Source organism: Sphingobium sp. (genome assembly GCF_032153725.1).
Lineage (GTDB): Bacteria > Pseudomonadota > Alphaproteobacteria > Sphingomonadales > Sphingomonadaceae > Sphingobium.
This window is the reverse complement of record NZ_JALDYQ010000045.1, coordinates 22,844-42,304: the sequence shown is the minus strand read 5'-3', so window position 1 is coordinate 42,304 and position 19,461 is coordinate 22,844. Positions and strand designations below refer to the sequence as shown.

Annotated in this window: 13 protein-coding genes; 9 read left to right on the top strand and 4 right to left on the bottom strand. The window is 63.3% G+C overall.

From position 1 onward, the window contains the following. The first annotated feature begins 154 nt into the window (after window positions 1-154). The gene (ligA, locus tag RUH75_RS14975) at window positions 155-2,290 is read left to right on the top strand and encodes an NAD-dependent DNA ligase LigA (protein WP_313807351.1); all 2,136 of its coding nucleotides are present in this window, start codon (window positions 155-157) and stop codon (window positions 2,288-2,290) included. 126 nt (window positions 2,291-2,416) lie between these two features. Here the strand turns inward: ligA and yghU are convergent, their stop codons facing one another. After that, window positions 2,417-3,289, bottom strand: a complete 873-nt coding sequence (gene yghU, locus RUH75_RS14970; RefSeq protein WP_313807349.1) for a glutathione-dependent disulfide-bond oxidoreductase — start codon at window positions 3,287-3,289, stop codon at window positions 2,417-2,419. Window positions 3,290-3,732: 443 nt separating this feature from the next. On the opposite strand from yghU, the gene groES reads away from it, so the two are divergent. The 3 genes from groES to RUH75_RS14955 all read left to right on the top strand — a co-directional run bounded on the left by groES (window position 3,733) and on the right by RUH75_RS14955 (window position 6,964). After that, complete coding sequence (gene groES / locus RUH75_RS14965; RefSeq protein WP_066698138.1) at window positions 3,733-4,020, top strand: co-chaperone GroES; 288 nt, start codon at window positions 3,733-3,735, stop codon at window positions 4,018-4,020. A gap of 114 nt (window positions 4,021-4,134) precedes the next feature. Next, window positions 4,135-5,781, top strand: a complete 1,647-nt coding sequence (groL, locus tag RUH75_RS14960; protein ID WP_313807346.1) for a chaperonin GroEL — start codon at window positions 4,135-4,137, stop codon at window positions 5,779-5,781. A 460-nt stretch (window positions 5,782-6,241) separates the two neighbouring features. Further along, on the top strand, window positions 6,242-6,964 hold the full coding sequence (locus RUH75_RS14955) for a ferredoxin (RefSeq protein WP_313807344.1): 723 nt from the start codon (window positions 6,242-6,244) through the stop codon (window positions 6,962-6,964). Between the two features lie 702 nt (window positions 6,965-7,666). On the opposite strand, the gene RUH75_RS14950 is transcribed toward RUH75_RS14955, so the two are convergent. Continuing rightward, complete coding sequence (locus RUH75_RS14950) at window positions 7,667-10,330, bottom strand: hypothetical protein (RefSeq protein ID WP_313807342.1); 2,664 nt, start codon at window positions 10,328-10,330, stop codon at window positions 7,667-7,669. An 81-nt stretch (window positions 10,331-10,411) separates the two neighbouring features. Between RUH75_RS14950 and RUH75_RS14945 the strand changes: the two genes are divergently transcribed. The 4 genes from RUH75_RS14945 (at window position 10,412) to RUH75_RS14930 (ending at window position 14,467) form a co-directional block, all read left to right on the top strand. Next, complete coding sequence (locus tag RUH75_RS14945; RefSeq protein ID WP_313807340.1) at window positions 10,412-10,714, top strand: Hpt domain-containing protein; 303 nt, start codon at window positions 10,412-10,414, stop codon at window positions 10,712-10,714. A 78-nt stretch (window positions 10,715-10,792) separates the two neighbouring features. Further along, window positions 10,793-11,959 (top strand): hypothetical protein, encoded by a 1,167-nt coding sequence (locus RUH75_RS14940; RefSeq protein WP_313807338.1) that lies wholly within the window; start codon window positions 10,793-10,795, stop codon window positions 11,957-11,959. Window positions 11,960-12,005: 46 nt separating this feature from the next. Then, complete coding sequence (locus RUH75_RS14935; protein WP_313807336.1) at window positions 12,006-13,088, top strand: DUF2336 domain-containing protein; 1,083 nt, start codon at window positions 12,006-12,008, stop codon at window positions 13,086-13,088. Further along, a complete protein-coding gene (locus RUH75_RS14930; protein WP_313807334.1) occupies window positions 13,088-14,467 on the top strand; it encodes a HAMP domain-containing sensor histidine kinase in 1,380 nt (459 codons plus the stop codon). The genes RUH75_RS14935 and RUH75_RS14930 overlap by 1 nt, the downstream gene beginning before the upstream one ends. 54 nt (window positions 14,468-14,521) lie before the next feature. Here RUH75_RS14930 and RUH75_RS14925 read toward each other — a convergent pair whose 3' ends face one another. Together RUH75_RS14925 and gltX are read right to left on the bottom strand one after the other, a co-directional pair. Beyond that, complete coding sequence (locus RUH75_RS14925) at window positions 14,522-15,808, bottom strand: citrate synthase (protein ID WP_313807332.1); 1,287 nt, start codon at window positions 15,806-15,808, stop codon at window positions 14,522-14,524. A gap of 18 nt (window positions 15,809-15,826) precedes the next feature. Continuing rightward, a complete protein-coding gene (gene gltX / locus RUH75_RS14920) occupies window positions 15,827-17,281 on the bottom strand; it encodes a glutamate--tRNA ligase (protein ID WP_313807330.1) in 1,455 nt (484 codons plus the stop codon). A 48-nt stretch (window positions 17,282-17,329) separates the two neighbouring features. Here gltX and RUH75_RS14915 point away from each other — a divergent pair, with 48 nt between their 5' ends. Further along, a complete protein-coding gene (locus tag RUH75_RS14915) occupies window positions 17,330-19,438 on the top strand; it encodes a ComEC/Rec2 family competence protein (protein WP_313807328.1) in 2,109 nt (702 codons plus the stop codon). The last annotated feature ends 23 nt before the right edge of the window (window positions 19,439-19,461 follow it).

Below are 19,461 nucleotides of genomic sequence, written 5' to 3'. Positions count from 1 at the left end.
GCCTTCGCAGGAGCACGGTGCGCTTCAGGGAAGGGTCTGTAAGCGGACCGTCCACCTTCCACCCATAACCACCAAGGCATACGCACTCCCACCAATCACCGTTCCCACGAATTGCCGCTACCCGCCGCCCCAGGCTGACGCTAAAGACTCGGCCATGACCGATCCCATGCAGATGACTGAAGCCGAAGCCGCCAACCGCCTGATGCGCCTCGCACGTGAGATTGTGCGTCACAACCGGCTCTATCATGACCAGGATCAGCCCGAGATCACGGACGCTGCCTACGACGCGCTGATCCGTGAGAATAATGCGCTGGAGGCGGCTTTCCCGCATCTCGTCCGCGGCGATTCTCCGAATGCGCAGGTCGGCGCGGCCCCCACGTCGGCGCTGAAAAAGGTCCAGCATGCCGTCCGCATGATGAGCCTGGACAATGGCTTTTCGGACGAGGACATAGCCGAGTTCGTCGCCCGCGTCCGTCGCTTCCTCGCCTTGCCCGAAGATGCCCCGGTCGCGCTGACGGCAGAGCCGAAGATTGACGGCTTGTCCTGCTCCCTGCGCTATGAAGGCGGCGAACTGGTCCTTGCCGCCACGCGCGGGGACGGCACGACCGGAGAGGATGTCACCGCCAATGTCCGCACCATCGCCGATATTCCGCAGCGCTTCAGCGGTGACAATATCCCCGATTTTTTCGAGGTTCGCGGCGAAGTCTATATGGCGAAGGGCGATTTCGTCGCACTCAACGAACGGTTGATTGCCGAAGCCGATGACCCGGAAAAGGCGCGTCAGTTTGCCAATCCGCGCAACGCCGCCGCCGGATCGCTGCGCCAGAAGGATGCCGCCGTCACCGCCAGCCGCCCGCTGCGTTTTCTCGCCCATGGCTGGGGTGAGGTCAGCGCGCTGCCCGCCGACACCCAGCTTGGGGTGATGCACGCGATTGCCAGCTGGGGCCTGCCGGTGTCGGACCAGCTTACCTGCGTCGATGCGCTCGACGCGCTGATCGCCCATTATCGCGCCATAGAGGCCGCGCGCGCCGACCTGCCCTTCGACATTGACGGCGTCGTCTACAAGGTCGACCGGCTCGACTGGCAGCAGCGTCTCGGCTTCGTCGCCAAGGCGCCGCGTTGGGCCATCGCGCATAAATTCCCCGCCGAACGCGCCCAGACCACGCTGGAAGCGATCGACATCCAGGTCGGCCGCACCGGCAAGCTGACCCCGGTGGGGCGTCTGACCCCTGTTACCGTCGGCGGGGTCGTCGTCTCCAATGTGACGCTGCACAATGCCGATGAGATTGCGCGTCTCGGCGTCCGTCCCGGCGATCGCATCGTCGTCCAGCGCGCGGGCGACGTCATCCCCCAGGTGGTCGACAATCTCACCCGCGGCGACCTGCGCGAACCCTTTATTTTCCCCGACCATTGCCCTGTTTGCCATTCGGAGGCCGTGCGCGAGGAGGGCGAAGTCGACATTCGCTGTACCGGCGGCCTGATCTGCGCCGCGCAACGTTTCGAACGACTGCGCCATTTCGTCAGCCGCGTCGCGCTGGATATCGAGGGGCTGGGCGAAAAGAGCATAGAGGAATTTCTCGACCTCGGCTGGATAGCGGAGCCCGCCGACATCTTCCGCCTGAAGTCCCACCGCCCAAGCCTGATCGGCCGCGAGGGCTGGAAGGAAAAATCGGTCGACAACCTCCTCGCCGCCATAGAGGCCAAGCGCCGGCCCGACGCGGCGCGCCTGCTCTTCGGCCTTGGCATCCGCCATGTCGGCGCGGTGACGGCGCGGGATTTGCTGAAACGCTATACGACATTGGCGGCCATTCACGCGCTTGCCTGCGAGATCATCGCCCTGCGCGATGCCGCCATGCCTGCGGAGGGGGAGGAGGAAGCCCGCTTCCGCAACCGTCTCGACAAGGCGATTGCCGAACATATCGGCGTGGAAAATGTCGGCTCGGCGGTCGGTCATGCGCTGGCCGATTTCTTCCACGAACCGCATAATGTGGAGGCCTGGAACGACCTGCTGAGCGAAGTTTCGCCGCCGGACTATGTGGTCGAAACCACCGCCAGCGCGGTGACGGGCAAGACCGTGGTGTTCACCGGCAAGCTGGAAACCATGAGCCGCGACGAGGCCAAGGCACAGGCCGAACGACTCGGCGCCAAGGCAGCCGGCTCGGTCAGCGCCAAGACCGATCTGGTGGTGGCCGGTCCCGGCGCCGGGTCGAAGCTGAAGCAGGCGGCGGCGCTCGGCATCGACGTGATAGACGAAGCCGCCTGGGCAGAGATCGTCAAGGCGGCGGGGTAGCCTGGGTTAAGCGTTCCGTGGCCGCAATTGGCCTTACCGGTCATTAAGCGATACGTGCTCCTGCGCAGGCAGGAGCACGTATCGCTTCAAGGAACGCGCAGCTAAGCGGCCCGTCCGCTTCCCACTCTAAACCGCCCCTTCCAGCTTGTCCTGCGTCCGCGTTTCGAAATCGCCGGCGTCGTGCCGTTCGTGCAACTGCCCTTCCAGCGGGCCATTCGTCTTGTTGACCATGCGACCGCGCTTCACTGCGGGGCGCGCATCGATCTGCTCCGCCCATCGCAGTACATTGCCATAGCTCCGGGCGTCGAGAAATTCCGCCGCGTCATACGCCCGGCCCAGCACCAGCCCGCCATACCAGGGCCAGATCGCCATGTCCGCGATGGTATATTCATCGCCCGCCACATAGTCATGATCCGCCAGTTGCCGGTCCAGCACGTCCAGCTGCCGCTTCACTTCCATCGCATAGCGATTGATCGGATATTCAAGCTTTTCCGGCGCATAGGCGAAGAAATGTCCAAAGCCGCCGCCCAGCAGCGGCGCGCTGCCCATCTGCCAGAACAGCCAGTTCAGCGTCTCCGTCCGCTTGGCCGGATCGGTGGGAAGGAAGGCGCCGAATTTCTCGGCCAGATAGACCAGGATCGATCCGGACTCGAACACCCGCCGGGGCGGCGAGACGCCATGATCCATCAGAGCCGGAATCTTGCTGTTGGGATTGACCTCGACAAAGCCGCTGCCGAATTGGTCGCCGTCATTGATGCGGATCAGCCAGGCGTCATATTCCGCCTCCTTTCCGGCTGCCAGCAACTCTTCCAGCAGGATCGTCACCTTCTGCCCATTGGGCGTGGCGAGGGAATAAAGTTGCAGGGGATGCTTGCCGACGGGCAGCGTCTTGTCATGGGTCGGTCCGGCGATGGGCCGGTTGATGCTGGCGAAGGCGCCGCCATTATCTTTGTCCCAGGTCCAGACGCGCGGCGGGGTATAGGCTTTCATATCGGTCATGCAGGCGATCCCTTGAAAGGCTGAATAGGGACGGCGGGTGGCAGCGGCGCCCACCGGTCAGGGCTAGGTAGGGATCGTTGCCGCCCCGCAAAAGCCGCCTTATGTCCGTAAAGGCGTATTTCCTGTCGGCATCGAAATATTCATCGTATTTCCTGCACGTAGAAGCATATTTGCAACAGTTTTACTGTCCGTGCCGCGATAGAAAGGCTATAGCCGCGCCGTCTCATCTGAGTGGGCCGGACGCCATGTATCGGGCAGGCGCAAAAAAATCCTGTGGTCGCCCCTTGACCCTCAGCCCGGCCGGTCCATATGAAACGGCGCTGGCACTCTCCGGGAGGGAGTGCTAACAGATACGGGTTCATCGGGAGAGGGGGCCGGAGTCGCCTGTTCAGGCGCTTCATCCCCATCCCATTTCAACGTTGTAAGAGGGAAAGGCACACAACATGGCATTTCGTCCGTTGCATGACCGCGTTCTCGTCCGCCGCGTAGAGGCGGAAGAGAAGACTGCCGGCGGCATCATCATCCCCGACACCGCCAAGGAAAAGCCGCAGGAAGGCGAGATCGTCGCTGTCGGCACCGGTTCCAAGGCCGAAGACGGCAAGGTGACCCCCCTGGACGTGAAGGCGGGTGACCGCGTTCTGTTCGGCAAGTGGTCGGGCACCGAGGTCAAGGTCGACGGTGAAGACCTGCTGATCATGAAGGAATCGGACATTCTGGGCGTCGTCGCCTAAAACCGATCCCTGACGTCATCCCGGCGGAAGCCGGGATTTCAGGCCTTTAAGCGCGGCGCCACGCCGCACCAGATCCCGGCTTTCGCTGGGCAGACGGACAAAGGAATAGAAAACATGGCTGCAAAAGACGTAAAATTCTCCCGCGACGCCCGTGAGCGCATCCTGCGCGGCGTCGACATCCTGGCCGACGCGGTCAAGGTGACCCTGGGTCCCAAGGGCCGCAACGTCGTCATCGACAAGAGCTTCGGCGCGCCCCGCATCACCAAGGACGGTGTTTCGGTCGCCAAGGAAATCGAACTGAAGGACAAGTTCGAGAATATGGGCGCCCAGATGGTCCGCGAAGTCGCTTCGAAGACCAACGACATCGCCGGTGACGGCACCACCACCGCGACCGTCCTTGCCCAGGCGATCGTTCGCGAAGGCATGAAGTCGGTTGCCGCCGGCATGAACCCGATGGATCTGAAGCGCGGCATCGACCTCGCCGTCGCCAAGGTCGTCGAGGACATCAAGGCCCGCTCGAAGCCGGTTGCCGGTTCGAATGAAGTCGCCCAGGTCGGCATCATCTCGGCCAATGGCGACGTCGAAGTCGGCCAGAAGATCGCCGAAGCGATGGAAAAGGTCGGCAAGGAAGGCGTCATCACCGTCGAGGAAGCCAAGGGCCTGGATTTCGAACTGGACGTCGTGGAAGGCATGCAGTTCGACCGCGGCTACCTGTCGCCCTACTTCATCACCAACCCGGAAAAGATGGCTGTCGAGCTGGCTGATCCGTACATCCTGATCCACGAGAAGAAGCTCTCGAACCTCCAGTCGATCCTGCCGATCCTCGAAGCCGTGGTCCAGTCGGGCCGTCCGCTGCTGATCATCGCGGAGGACATTGAAGGCGAAGCGCTGGCGACCCTGGTCGTCAACAAGCTGCGCGGTGGCCTGAAGGTCGCTGCGGTCAAGGCTCCCGGCTTCGGCGACCGCCGCAAGGCCATGCTGGAAGACATCGCCGTCCTGACCAAGGGCGAAGTGATCTCCGAAGACCTCGGCATCAAGCTGGAGAACGTCACCCTCGGCATGCTCGGCACCGCCAAGCGCGTCACGATCGACAAGGACAACACCACCATCGTCGATGGCGCTGGTGATAGCGAAGCGATCAAGGGCCGCACCGAGCAGATCCGCGCGCAGATCGAGACGACCACGTCCGACTACGACCGTGAAAAGCTCCAGGAGCGTCTGGCCAAGCTGGCTGGCGGCGTGGCCGTCATCAAGGTTGGCGGCGCGACCGAAGTGGAAGTCAAGGAGCGCAAGGACCGCGTCGACGACGCGCTGCACGCGACCCGCGCAGCCGTTGAAGAAGGCATCGTCCCTGGTGGCGGCACGGCCCTGCTGTACGCGACCAAGGCTCTGGAAGGCCTGAAGGGCGTGAACGACGACCAGACCCGCGGCATCGACATCATCCGCAAGGCGATCGAAGCGCCGCTGCGCCAGATCGCCCAGAATGCGGGCGTCGACGGTGCAGTCGTCGCCGGCAACCTGCTGCGCGAGAATGACGAGACGAACGGCTTCAACGCCGCGACCGACACCTATGAAAACCTCGTCGCCGCTGGCGTGATCGATCCGACCAAGGTCGTCCGCGCCGCGCTGCAGGACGCCGCTTCGGTGGCTGGCCTGCTGATCACGACCGAGGCGACCATCGCCGAACTGCCCGCCGACGACAAGGCGCCGATGGGCATGCCCGGCGGCGGCATGGGCGGCATGGGCGGCATGGACTTCTAAAATCGATTGCTCAGGGCGGGCCCTGGCTCACCCGGAGCAACGGAAGTCCTTTGCGCAACGCAATAGAAAAGGCCGGCGGGGCAATCCGCCGGCCTTTTTGTTTGATTTGGGTGATGGCGAGCCTGCCGTTCAAAAATTGTTATCCCTGCGCAGGGGGGGCATCTCCCAAGTGTCGCGCATGGTGATATGTCAGGCAATGGATTAGCTTCGCTGAACTACATTTCCCGCCTTCGCGGGAATGACAGATGGAGGTGGAAGTCAGCCGCAATCTATTTCGTCATCCCAGCGAAAGCTGGGATCTCATGAGGCTGGGTCGTGCCCTATCGCCTGAGATCCCAGCTTTCGCTGGGATGACGGAGAAGGGTGGTTTGCGGACTGTCTGATTTCGGAGGGATCGTCCGCAATAGCTGACGAGGCGCGGTACGAACTCAACCGGCATCAATCGACCCTGAACTCGACATTGCTGACGCAGCGCCAACCGAGCCAATGGTGGCGCGAAAGAGACATCGGCTATCGAAAACGTATGAAAGCGCGCCCGCCATCATCGAACGCCGCCGTCCATGATAAGGGCGACTTCTATATCGAACCCGACTGCTGCCTCTTGTGCGGAGTGCCGGAGGACATCGCGCCGGAGATTTTCCACACAGGCGAGGACTACTGCTCGATAATCCGGCAACCCTGTTCGAAGGATGAGATAGACCGATCCATCCGCGCGATGTGGTCGAGCGAAGTCGATTGTATCCGTTATCGCGGTCATGATGCGACCATGCTCGAAAGGCTGGCGCGAGCGGGGTTGGCTGATCAAGCGGATCACCGCGACACATCAGGGTCGTCCATACGCCTGCGAGATCAAGTGAGCTTCGAAATGCTGGAAGGCGCGAGCCTCACCGACGCCAGTCAGATCGCCAAAGCATTTCGGGAAGACATGCGCGCCAAAGGCAAGAAGGTTTTGCCCGCCCTGTTCGGAAGGCGTTCGGTGTGGGTGTCATGGTATCGAAACCGCTTTTACCTCGTGCGCTTCGTTAACGCTGGTCAGGGACGGTTCGTTGCTCGCTTACAATGGACGACGGCAGTTCAAGGTTTGGCATGGCTGGTGGATGATTGGCTTCGCGCGCAATCGGTCGAGAATATTTGGTGGGAGACAACAGGCGATCCGTCATCAGCGAGTACCACACCGATGTAATGCTGCGGCTACCGGTGCAACAGCGCTTGACTGGGGTGGTGAGCGGCCGGGCTGCTCAGAAACGCGAATGCAAGAAAGCAGATGTCAATTCACGCACGCGTTGTCATCTAACGTTAGCGTTATGCCCCTTGCAGAACCATGGACCGTATCGCCACTGCGACAGTGAAGGCGGCTTCTCAGAACCGATTTTGATCCGAAAGCCCCATCTTGACTTCGCGCAGTGACAATCACCTCTTCGGGATTCCATTTGGGGTTTGCGTGCTCCGCAATACTAACGACTACGGCCCAAACCTCGCGCTTTGGTTGCTCGGAGCAGGCCGATATCGCACAGAGCAAAGGAATGATACCAAGTAGCCTCATACGGCAAGGTTCGCATAGACCACGAACGTCCGCAATCCGTTGAAATTTGTGCCCTCTTCTACGTCTTAAAATTGGTCGAAACACGACACCAAGGCGATCTCGCAATCAAATGGAAACGGTGCCGATGCCTGCCCCGCAGAAAATCCTGTCCTACACATCCGGGCTTTGGCTAAACCGGTGATGGCTCTTTGACCTGTAGGAAAACCCCCAAGTAGCGCGCCTTTCCGCGATACTATCGTGTCACCTATGTCACCCAAATCCTACAACAGGAATGGGAAGGGGACCACAACCACTCGCCAGCGCGATGCGTTGCCGCGCCTTCCCTTGGCTCGCAGGCAAGCGTTACTGCCGCAGCCTCTCGATCGCCTGCGCCAGCGCGACATAGAGCTTGCCCATGTCCGACGACAGGATGGCTACGCCCAGCGCATTGCCGTCGCGGGCCGACAGGATGATCCGCAGCATCGATTCGAAATCATGGATGTAGCGGTTCACATGCTCCTGAAATTCAGGATCATTGTCGTAATGCAGGGCGATCTCGCGGGACTCGCCCGCGTCCAGCAGCTTGACGGCGCGCCGCGTGAAGACGCCGCGGTCGCCCTTCAGATAGGCTGACCAGGCGGAATCCGTGACATCGTTGGAGAGAATCTTGGATACATCGATCGCCGTGCTGTTCAGCGATTCGATGATCAGCGCTGAGCGGCGCGCAAAATGGTCGCGGTCGCGGTCTTCGGCGGCGCGCTCGGCTTTCTCGATCCGCTGTTCGACCGTGGCGCTGGTGTCGGCGATGGTCAGAAGCTGGCGCGTCAGGCGATCGGAGGCCTGGTGCGCGGCCTTCACGGCCTCTTCGGCCACCCTGGCGACCATCTCGATCTGCGCCGTGACCTTTTCGCCAAGGGCGCGCTGCATCGCCTCTTCGCTGGCGTCGGCCAGCGCCTCAGCCGCTTCCGGGATCGCGCGGCTCAGCGCCTGGCGAGCGCGTTCAGCGGCCTGATCGGCGGTGTCCTTCACCCGAAGCAGCGCGGTGACGAGCAGCGGCCCCGCGCCTTCGGTGATGCGGGTGGCGTCCTGATGCGCATTGTCGAGCGCGGTACGCAGCTTTTCCACCAGTTCGCGATTGGCATCTACGCCGCTCTGGGTGCTTTCCAGCCATTCGGTCAGACGGCGTCCCTGACCGCGCAGCAATTCTTCCGCTTCCTGGGTGCGGCCGACCAGCGCTTCGGAGATCGCCTCCAGCCGCTCGATTTCGGGCGCAGCGCTGTCGAGCAGGGTGCGGCTGGTTTCGATCCGCCCATTGAATCGCTGGAGCGCGGCCGGAAAGGTTTCATCCAGTTCGCGCACGCTGGAATCGAGCGCCATCATCAGCGTTTCCGCACTGCCGATCAGCTTTTCGGCGGTCAGGCCACCGGCGCCGAGCGCGGCATCGATGCGCTGCGTTTCGGCGGTCAGGCGGCTCAGAGCCTCGGTCAGCCGCTCATTGCGGCCCAGCGCGGATTGTTCCATCGCGGCGAAGCGGGATTGCGCGGAATCGACCGCCTCATCAAGGCTGGCCTGAAGACCGGAGACAAGGGCGCGCTGGCCCTCGACCAGATCGTTGATCTGATGCAGGCGGCTTTCGACCTCGCCCACATGGTCGGCAAGACTGGTGACCGTTTCATCGCCAATCGCCGCAATGCTGCTGCGTGATCGGGCGATGAGGGCCTCCAGCGCTTCGGTCTGGCGGGAGATGCCTTCGTCGGAAAGCGCTATGCCCTGACGGGTCTGCGCAATGGCTGCCTCGACCCGCTGCCGCAGCTCGGCCTCGATGGTTTGCGCGTCGCGCGACAGGGTGGTGAGCGCGGACTGGCTGGTGGCGGCGATCCCGGCCTGCGCGCCTTCGATCAGCGATTTGAGCGACAGGGCATGGTCGGTCAGATTGGCGTCGACCGCCGCCATGGTTTCCTGCGCGCGGCCATGGGTGGTTTCCAGGCGATGCAGCACGTCGATTTCGACGCGGTTCAGTTCCTGCGTCAGAAGAGTGATGACCTGCTGGGTCGTCTCCGCAATCTCTTCCTTCGTGCGCAGCATCAGCCCGTCCAGCGCAACCGATTGCTGTTCGATATCCTGCCAACTGTCCTGCATCGCCTTGCGCGCGCTCTGCGCTGTCGCTTCGATCCGGCCCGAGGCGATGTCTGCCATGCCGGTCACTTCCTGCGTGGCGGATCGGGTGGCTTCCTGAAGCTGGGTCAACTGGCTCGACAGGCTCTTGGTCGCGGACAAGGTGCGGGTGCGGGCGTCGTCCGACAGCTCGCCCAGCGCATGCAGCCGCGCCTCCAGCGTGTCGATCCGTTCCGACAGCGCATGGCCATTGTCGATGATCTGGGCGGACATGCGCGTCGCGCGATCTTCCAGCTCCGGGATAGAGGCGATCAGCGTTTCCATCCGCTGGACAAGCGCCAGCCCCGCGCGTTCGGCCGCTTCGGCATGTTCGGCGGTGCTGCTGGCGCGGCCCGCGATCAGCTCGGCCGACGCTTCCATATTGCTGCTGGCGGCAGCGCCATAGCTGTCGAGCAATTCCGCCTGATCCTGCATGGTCTGGCGCGCCGTTTCCAGCTGGCTGGTGATTCGGCGGAGGCGCAGTTCGAGCAGTTCCGCTTCCGTCCGCAGTGCGCGGGCGGTATCGAGATAACGGCGGGATTCGGTACGGCTGTTCCGCAACAGCAGCAGATAACAGACGCCAACCAGAATGAGCGGCACGAGGATGGTCGCCACCAGGCCCGGCCATGCCGCAGGACCGGCGCGCCATTGCCCGGACGACAGCGTCGCCCAACCGGCAAAACCGACCCAGGCAAGGCCCGTGGCGAGCAACGTCCATTGCGTCCCGCGCTTACCGCCCTCCGCGTGGACGCCTTCGTCCTCCAGATCCAGAACGGCCTGTTTCAAAAGCAGGGCGTCGTCCGCCTGCGCCGTGTCATCGGTCGCTGCGTCCTTGTCCCGCCAGAATTCGACGATTGTGCTGCCCCCATTCATGGCGCCTATCCTAGCAGCTTTTGCGCGCACGAAAATGCCCTGTTACCAAAACTTAACGCAAGCCAGATAGCGTTCACCTCCATGTCCTATGATCCAGGCGCCCTGAACGCGGCTTTGGCCGCTGCTGTCGGTGATGACAGAACATTGATCGAGGACCTGCGCGTTGCCTTCATGGAAAGCGCCGAGCGGCATCTCGATCTGCTTGGGCGGGCGCGCTGCGACGCCAATTGGCAGCTTGCCGCGTGGCGGCTGAAGGGGCTGGCGGCGAGTTTCGGTCTTACCAGCCTGATGGTGATGGCCGATGACGCTGCCGATGCTGCACCGGGCGATCCCCGCATCCTGCGCTTGCTCAAGGCTGCGCTCGACGATCTTGCGCGGGATTGACGTTCAGCCTGGCTTGCGTGATCGCGTCCGCCTTGCAACAAGGTGAACTGAACAACGATCGGGTCGGTTTCATCACGCATGACTTTTGCGGCTATTCTTAGCGCCAGCCGGGCGGGTAGCGATTCGGCCGGATCGCTCCGTGCCAGCCTGCATTTTGCTGGCCAGACCCTGGTGGAATATCAGGCGCGTCAGGCGGTGCGGGCGGGCGCTGACAGGGTCATGATCCTGGTCAGCGTCATTACGCCAGCCTTGTCACAGGCGGTCGACCGGCTGTCGGCGGATGGAATCGCCGTCGCGCTGGTCCGCGACATGGTGTCGATGGTGCGCGATGCGCCCCGCGATGCCGACACGCTGTTGGTCGCAGACGGTGCGATCATCGGGCAGGGCTATTTCGAGGCGATGGCAAACGGCGAGGGTGACGCTCTGCTGGTCACGGACGACAGCCGCGCCAGCGCACCATTCGAGCGGATCGATGCCGGTCAGCGCTGGGCGGGGCTGGCGCGCGTCAGCCCCGACCTGCTGTTCAACACGCTGGACATGATCGGTGACTGGGATCTGGCGCTGACCTTGGTGCGGGCCTCGGTTCAGGCTGGGGCGCGCCGCGTCACCGTGCCGCAGGACGATCTGCTGGAAGGCCGGGTTGCGCTGGTCGAGGCGCAGGAGCAGGCCGACCTGGCGGCGCAGGCGGTGCTTTCCCAAGGACCGCGCCACCGACGCGTCCGGGGAGGGGCGGAACATTATCTGTTGGGCCCGGCGGCGCGGCTGATCAGCCCGGCGCTGATGCGCATGCAGGTCCCCGCCTTACAGGTGCGGATCGCGGCCATGGCACTGGGAGCGATCGCGCTGGTGCCGATCGAGCTGCTCTGGACCGGGGCGGGTTTTTGCCTGTTGCTGCTGTCGTTGCTGATGGCGGAGACTGCCGATCGGCTGGACGAGATGGCGTTGCGGCCGCTACCCATGGGATGGATGGCCTTGATCGCGCCGGTTGTTGCGGTCGCCGGGATTGCGCTGGCGGGGGAGGGAACGACGCCGACCTATCTGGCGCTGCTGCTGGCGATCATCCAGTTGGCCGACCGCTGGCACAGGACGGGTGCGGCGCGGCCGTGGATGATCTTCACCCCCGCGAGCGCCCTGGTTCCGTTGCTGGCGGGGACAGTGGCAGGGCCGTTGGGGCTGATGTTCGAACTGGCGATGCTATGCGCTATCGCCTCTGCCGGGGCGATGATCCTGCTACGGCGCGCTTGAGCGATTTTGCTCGTTACGGTTTAGTGCATTTTAACGACGTGCTTTTATGCTGGCCGATATGAGCGCCTTTTCGTCCCTGATCGGACCGACCCTGGCGGACAGCTGGCCTATGGCGCGAGTCATGGCGGGCATGTCCGCTGTTCCTGTTGGTCATGCCATTGATCTGGCGTTTTTCTTCCCCGATGGCGCGCGCGAGCGGCATGATGCGCTGATGGCCGAAACCCGGCGGCATCTGGGCGGATGTCTGACCGCGATCGAGATCGGACTGCGACTGGCGTTGGAGGGAAGAATTGCCGCTGCGCTCGAGCAATGGCTGGAGCCGGTTTGCTGGCCGACTTTGTGCGCGCAACCGACTTTATTGAGTCCGGCACTGCTCGCCCACATGCAGATGCGGGGTGGGGTCAGCCTGATGCTTCGCGAATTTGGACGACCCAATGGCGGCGAATCGGACGTTGAGCCGCTCTTCCCCATGGACGATTCGACCTTGAGCGAGGCGCGAACCGCATTGATGCTGGCCGAAGGGCGCTGGCTGATGACCGGGGCGGAGGATCAGCCGATGCAACCGGATCTGCCGGCGGGCTTTTTTGCAGAATTGCTCTGGACGGCGGCGGCATGTCTGACCGCCATCGTCCAGCGTAGCGGGCTGATCGAACAGGAGGCCGCCGTGCCTTTGGTCGAGGCGGCGGCGCAGGTGCTGTTGGCGCGGCATGATGAGGCCGCGGGGCCGATCGCCGCAGCGGACAGGCTGGTTCGCCATTTGGGCGAACGGGGTGAGGCGCCGGAATTGCTGGGGGCGGCGCTCGGGCAAAGGCAATTTCTGCTGTTTGCCGCACTTGGCGCGCGCCGGCTGCGCATGGAGAGCGCCCAGGTCGCTGATATATTGGTGATGGGGCCGGTGGGGCAGGTTGCCGCGCTCTGCCGCGCGCTGGGCGGCTCCGATGCGGATTACCGGCAATTGTTGTTGGCGCTGCGACCGGTTCGGCCGTCCCTGTCCGACGCGACGATCATCGAAGAGGCGACGCGCTATCAGAATCTGACCGTGGCGCAAGCCGATGCGGCGGTGAGCGCCCTGCGGGCTCCGGCCGCGCTGCGAGCCAAGCTGGATCACCTGCGGCGGCTCGCTGGCTGATGAACATGCCGACGCATCCTGCCATCATCCGGGCAACGGTTGCTGCGGATGGTCGATTACTGAGTGCGGACGCGCCTCTGCTCGCCTTGCAACAGGAGGCGGGGGGCGAGATTGGGAGCGCGCTGGCGATCCCACAGCTCGCGGCGATGGCGCGACTGGCGGCGCATCTGGGGATCGCCTTGTCCCGGCCCGTGGTTGCAGCGGCGGAGCGCGGTGACATCGACATGTGGGTGCGCGCCAAGCCGGAAGGGGATTTGGTTCAGCTTTCCATCATCGATTGGTATGAGCGGCAGCCCGCCATCGTGCCGGTCGATCTGGCGCGACGCGAAAGCGATATCGCCGCCTTGTCGGATGGGTGGACATGGCAGATCGACACGCATTTGCGTTTCCAGATGGTGCTGGAGGGGCATGGCGGCGAGGGCGCTCTGCCTTCGGCGCCGCCGGTGCCCGGCAGCCGCTTGACCGGCTATTTCGAATTGCGGCCGGATGCGGAAGGCGATCTGGCGATCCTGCGCGGCTTTGCCCAGCGGCGGGCCTTTCGCGATCAGGTCGCGGGGTTGACCAGCGACGGCACGCAACGCTTCATGCTGTCCGGCTTCCCGATGTTCGATCTGACCGGGCAATTGGTGGGCTATCGCGGCAAGGCGTTGCCCTTGGAACGCGCGGTGTCGGCACCTCTTGCCGTGCCGGAGCCGGCGGTGTTCTATCCCGCCGAGTTCGGCAAACGGCTGGATCGGTCGCTGCGTCAGCCGCTGGGTCGGATCATCGCGAATGCGGATTCGATCGCTGCGCAAATTGAAGGGCCATTGCGACCGGATTATGCCGGTTATGCTCATGACATTTCGGCAGCGGGGCGCCATTTGATGGCGTTGGTCGACGATCTGGCCGATTTGCAGGCCATAGATCGACCGGATTTCAGCGTGATAGCCGAAGAGGTTGATCTGGCCGATATCGGCCGGCGTGCCGCCGGGCTGTTTCTGGTGAAGGCGCTGGATCGTGGGATTTGCGTGGTTGCTCCAGTGCCGGAGAAGACGGAACTGGCGATCGGTGAATTTCGACGCGCCTTGCAGATTCTGATGAACCTTGTCGGGAATGCGGTTCGCTATGCGCCGGAAGGGTCGACGGTCCGGATCGAGACGGGGCGGGACGCAGATCAGGCCTGGATCGCCGTGGTGGATCAGGGCGATGGGGTTCCCACCGACAGCCGCGAGCGCATCTTCGACAAGTTCGAGCGATTGGGCCGCAGCGACGCGGGCGGGAGCGGGCTTGGTCTTTATATTTCGCGGCGGCTGGCGCGGGCGATGGCCGGTGACATCCGCATTGACGATGCGCCAGAGGGCGGGGCGCGCTTTACCTTTTTCCTGCCCGCGCTCGGCTGAAGCAAAAACGGCGCCCGATGGGCGCCGCTTCCATTTTTTCGTTGCCGGCGCTGTTCAGCGCTTTTCGACCGGAATGTAGTCACGCTGCGACGGGCCGGTGTAGAGCTGGCGCGGACGGCCGATCTTCTGCGCTGGGTCCGAGATCATCTCGTTCCACTGCGCGACCCAGCCGACGGTGCGGGCAAGGGCGAAGAGTACGGTGAACATCTCGGTCGGGAAGCCGATGGCCGAGAGGATCACGCCCGAATAGAAGTCGACATTCGGGTAGAGCTTCTTCTCGACGAAATAAGGATCGTTAAGCGCGATCTGCTCCAGTTCCTTCGCCACGTCGAAGATCGGATCGTCGACGCCCAGCTTGGCCAGAACGTCCTTCGCAGTCTTCTGCATGACGGTCGCGCGGGGGTCGTAATTCTTGTAGACGCGGTGGCCGAAGCCCATCAGGCGGAACGGATCGTCCTTGTTCTTGGCGCGGGCGATATATTCGGGGATGCGGTCGACGGTGCCAATCTCGCGCAGCATGTTGAGCGCGGCTTCGTTCGCGCCGCCATGCGCGGGACCCCAGAGGCAGGCGATGCCGGCCGCGATGCAGGCGAAGGGGTTGGCGCCCGACGAACCGGCCAGACGCACGGTCGAGGTCGAGGCATTCTGCTCATGATCGGCGTGCAACGTGAAGATCTTGTCCATCGCGTCGACGACGACCGGATCGATGACATATTCTTCCGCCGGGACCGAGAAGGTCATGTTCAGGAAGTTGGCGGTGTAGCTAAGGTCATTGCGCGGATAGACGAAAGGCTGACCCACCGAATATTTATACGCCATGGCCGCGATCGTCGGCATCTTGGCGATCAGGCGGTGGCTGGCGATCTTGCGCTGCTCCGGATCGTTGATGTCGGTCGAGTCGTGATAGAAGGCCGACAGCGCGCCGACCACGCCGCACATGATCGCCATCGGGTGCGCGTCACGGCGGAAACCGCGATAGAAGGTGGTGAGCTGTTCATGCACCATGGTGTGGCGCGTGATCGTGCGGGTGAAATCCTCCAGTTCCTTCCTGGACGGCAGTTCGCCGTTCAGGAGCAGGTAGGATACTTCCATGAAGCTCGACCGTTCGGCGAGCTGGTCGATCGGATAGCCGCGGTGCAGCAGCACGCCGGCATCGCCATCGATATAGGTCAGGCCCGAATCGCAGCTGGCGGTCGAGGTGAAGCCGGGATCGTAGGTGAACATGCCGGTGTTCGCGTAAAGCTTGCGAACGTCGATGACCTGCGGGCCGACCGTGCCATTGAGAATGGCATAGTCATTGGTTGTGCCTCCCACGTTCAAACTGGCATTATTATCCGACATGTTGTTCTCCTAGATACTTCAACCGGCCGATGCGTGCCTCACAGCGGTCAGTCGTTCCAAGCTCTCCGCCTTCCCCAAAAGGAAAAGGACGTCGAAAATTCCCGGCGAAACCGTGCGACCGGTCAGCGCCGCGCGCAAAGGCTGCGCGACCTTCCCCAGCCCAAGGCCGACATCCTCTGCCACGCGGCGTATTGCTTGTTCGATCGCTTCGACCGTCCAGGACGGGACGGGGGCAAGAGCGTCGGCTGTCTGTCCCAGCAGCGCACGCGCGGGTTCGTCTAGCAGAGCAAGGGCCTTCTCGTCAAAATCGAGCGGGCAATTTTTGAACAGGAACTCGGCGCCTTCGGCAATTTCGTTAAGTGTCTTGGCGCGGGGTTTGAGTGACGGCATGGCGTCCGCCAGCAATTTTTCTCCGCCTTCCGGCAGGCTGAAGGCAAGGCGGGCGGCCACGCGCGGCGCGACCAGAGCGGCGAGGCGGGCATCATCCGCTTCGCGCAGATAATGGCCGTTCAGATTTTCCAGCTTCTTGATGTCGAAGCGAGAGGGGGAGCGGCCGACGCCTGCAATATCAAACAGTTCGACGGCGCGATCGCGGGAGATGATCTCCTCATCGCCATAGCCCCAGCCGAGTCGGAGCAGATAGTTGAGCACCGCTTCGGGAAGCATGCCCATTTCATCGCGATAGGCGTCGACGCCCAGTGCGCCATGCCGTTTCGACAGCTTGGCGCCATCCGATCCGTGGATCAGCGGGATATGGGCGTAGACGGGTTCTTCCCAATTCATCGCCCTTATGATGCCTAGCTGACGGAAGGCGTTGTTGAGATGATCGTCGCCGCGAATGACATGCGTCACGCCCATGTCATGATCGTCGACCACGACAGCCAGCATATAGGTAGGCGTACCATCGGACCGGAGCAGGATCATGTCGTCCAGCTCCGCATTCTGGACGACGACGCGGCCCTGCACGGCGTCCTCGATCACCGTTTCGCCTTCGCGCGGGGCCTTCAGGCGGATGACGAAAGGCGCCCCTTTCGGTGCCTCCGACGGATCGCGGTCCCGCCAGCGGCCATCATAGCGCATTGGCTGTTTGGCGGCGCGTTGCTGCTCGCGCAGCTCGGCCAGTTCCTCGGGCGTTGCATAGCAGCGATAGGCATGGCCGCCGGCAAGAAGCTGGTTCGCCACTTCGGCATGGCGGGAGGTGCGTTCGAATTGGAAGACCGCAGGCTCATCGCCGCCCAGGCCGAGCCAATCCAGACCGTCGAAGATCGCGGCCACGGCTTCCTCCGTGGAACGGGCGCGATCGGTATCCTCGACCCGGAGCAGGAACTTGCCGCCATGGTGACGCGCGAACAGCCAGTTGAAGAGCGCGGTGCGCGCTCCGCCGATATGAAGAAAACCGGTAGGCGACGGCGCAAAACGGGTTACTACCTGTTTATTCGAACCCGACGCACTCACCGCTGCATTCCCTGACATTCGCCCCGATATCCATCTGGCCCATCCATGATCGCGACGCCCCCTAGCATGGCTTTCGAGCCACGACAAACCTCCGTTGTCACTTATATCCGGACGATGGCGGAACGGCTTTTTCGTGGGCTGGAACATTGGCTGGAGGATGAGCGCGAACAGTTGTCGCTTTGGGTGCCGGTTGCTCTTGGTGTAGGTATTGCGGCCTGGTTCGCCATTCCTAACAGATTGGGATGGCTGGCTTTTTGCTTCGTCATGCTGGCGGTTGCCTGCGGGGCGCTCCTTTTGCCGAGCGGTGGACGGGTGCGGCGGGCGATCCTTGCGGGCAGTCTTCTGGCCTGCTCGGGCTGCCTTCTGGTCTGGGGCAAAGCCATGATCGGGGGCGCGCCGCCTTTGCCCCGGACGGCTTTCGTCGAACTGACGGGCGAGGTTCGTTCGGTCAACAGCTTCCCCGCGCGGAAGATGAGTCGCATGTTGGTTCGTCCGATCGACATGCCTGCGTTGCCATCCCTGGTCCGCGTCAATCTTGACGACGCGCTGGCGCCGCCGGGCATTGGGAAAGGGGCTATAATACGCTTCCGGACGAGGTTGATGCCGCCCGCGCCGCCCGGTCTACCGGGCGGCTATGACTTTGCGCGCCGGGCCTATTTTGACGGCATCGGCGCGACCGGGCGTGTCCTGCGGCCGATTGTCGTCCTGCGGCCCGCGATACAGGGGGAGTCGCTCAGGGCGCGTTTGTTCGCACATATTCTGAAGCAGGCTCATGGAGAGGGCGCGGGCATCGCCGCCGCGTTGGCCACTGGGGATCAAGGCGCGATTTCCGACGCGGATGCCGCAGCGATGCGCCGGAGCGGACTTGCCCATCTTTTGTCGATCAGCGGGCTGCACGTCACGGCCATGATCACAGCCGTTATTTTTCTCTTGATGCGGGCGATGGCGCTTAGCCGACGGGCAGCGCTCGACTGGCCCTTGATGCTGGTCGCGGCGAGCGGGGGTGCCTTGGCGGGCATTGGCTATACGCTTCTGACGGGTGCGGAAGTGCCCACCGTGCGTTCCTGTGTCGCGGCCTTGCTGGTGTTGGGCGGGCTGGCGATGGGACGGGATGCGATCACGCTCCGGCTGGTTGCGGCCGGAGCGCTGGTGGTCCTGCTCCTTTGGCCCGAAGCCCTGGTGGGGCCGAGTTTCCAGATGAGTTTCGCAGCCGTGATCGCGCTGGTATCGCTGGGCGAGCATCCGCGCTTCCGGTCTTTCCTGTCGGTGCGGGACGAGGAGCCCTGGCGCCGGATCGGACGAAATCTGATTGGAATGCTGGCGACGGGCCTGATCGTCGAACTCGTCCTGGCGCCCATCGCGCTTTTCCATTTTCACAAGGCGGGAATCCTCGGGTCGATCGCCAATCTGGTGGCGATCCCGCTCACCACCTTCGTCGTCATGCCGTTGGAGGCTACGGCCCTGCTGTTCGACCTGTGCGGATGGGGCGCTCCCTTCTGGTGGCTTACTGCGCGCTCGCTGGATCTATTGCTGCTGGTTGCCCATGGGGTGGCATCCAGCCCCTGGGCGGTCTTTCTGGCGCCCGCGCAATCGATAGGAGCGTTCGGCCTGATCATGTCCGGCCTGCTCTGGTGCCTGCTGTGGCGAGGGCGGTGGCGCTGGGCTGGCCTGACACCAACGGCGGCGGGTGTCGTCATGATCGTGACAAGTTCAACGCCCGCCATATTGATAATGGGAGACGGCCGCCATGTCGCCATCCGAACCGCAAATGGCGGCATGGCCATGCTGCGGGAACGGGCGGGTGGCTATGCGCGCGACGCCATGGCTGAAAGCGCAGGTCATGAGGGCGCACTGGAGACGGTGGCGACGCTGCGGCAAGCGCGTTGTTCTTCCGACCTCTGCGCAGTGAGGCTGGTGGGTGGCGGGCGGAACTGGAATCTGCTGCTGACGCGAAGCAGCATGAGGATCGAGAATATCACATTGGCTCGGGATTGTGCGCGTGCCGACATCGTCGTCAGCGATCGGCGCTTGCCGGGTGCCTGCCGACCTCGCTGGTTGAAAGTGGACCGGCGGGTGCTGGCTGCCACGGGTGGCCTTGCCATTGATCTCGACCATGGCCTGGTGCGCAGCGTGAAGGCACTGAATGATGAGCATCCCTGGGTCGCGCCGCCGTGAACTGACCGCGCGAAATATCGGGA

Coding starts and splice junctions, on each gene's coding strand:
- ligA (WP_313807351.1), top strand. CDS start 155: ATGACCGATCCCATGCAGATGACTGAAGCCGAAGCCGCCAACCGCCTG.
- yghU (WP_313807349.1), bottom strand. CDS start 3,289: ATGACCGATATGAAAGCCTATACCCCGCCGCGCGTCTGGACCTGGGAC.
- groES (WP_066698138.1), top strand. CDS start 3,733: ATGGCATTTCGTCCGTTGCATGACCGCGTTCTCGTCCGCCGCGTAGAG.
- groL (WP_313807346.1), top strand. CDS start 4,135: ATGGCTGCAAAAGACGTAAAATTCTCCCGCGACGCCCGTGAGCGCATC.
- RUH75_RS14950 (WP_313807342.1), bottom strand. CDS start 10,330: ATGAATGGGGGCAGCACAATCGTCGAATTCTGGCGGGACAAGGACGCA.
- RUH75_RS14945 (WP_313807340.1), top strand. CDS start 10,412: ATGTCCTATGATCCAGGCGCCCTGAACGCGGCTTTGGCCGCTGCTGTC.
- RUH75_RS14940 (WP_313807338.1), top strand. CDS start 10,793: ATGACTTTTGCGGCTATTCTTAGCGCCAGCCGGGCGGGTAGCGATTCG.
- RUH75_RS14935 (WP_313807336.1), top strand. CDS start 12,006: ATGCTGGCCGATATGAGCGCCTTTTCGTCCCTGATCGGACCGACCCTG.
- RUH75_RS14930 (WP_313807334.1), top strand. CDS start 13,088: ATGAACATGCCGACGCATCCTGCCATCATCCGGGCAACGGTTGCTGCG.
- RUH75_RS14925 (WP_313807332.1), bottom strand. CDS start 15,808: ATGTCGGATAATAATGCCAGTTTGAACGTGGGAGGCACAACCAATGAC.
- gltX (WP_313807330.1), bottom strand. CDS start 17,281: ATGTCAGGGAATGCAGCGGTGAGTGCGTCGGGTTCGAATAAACAGGTA.
- RUH75_RS14915 (WP_313807328.1), top strand. CDS start 17,330: ATGGCTTTCGAGCCACGACAAACCTCCGTTGTCACTTATATCCGGACG.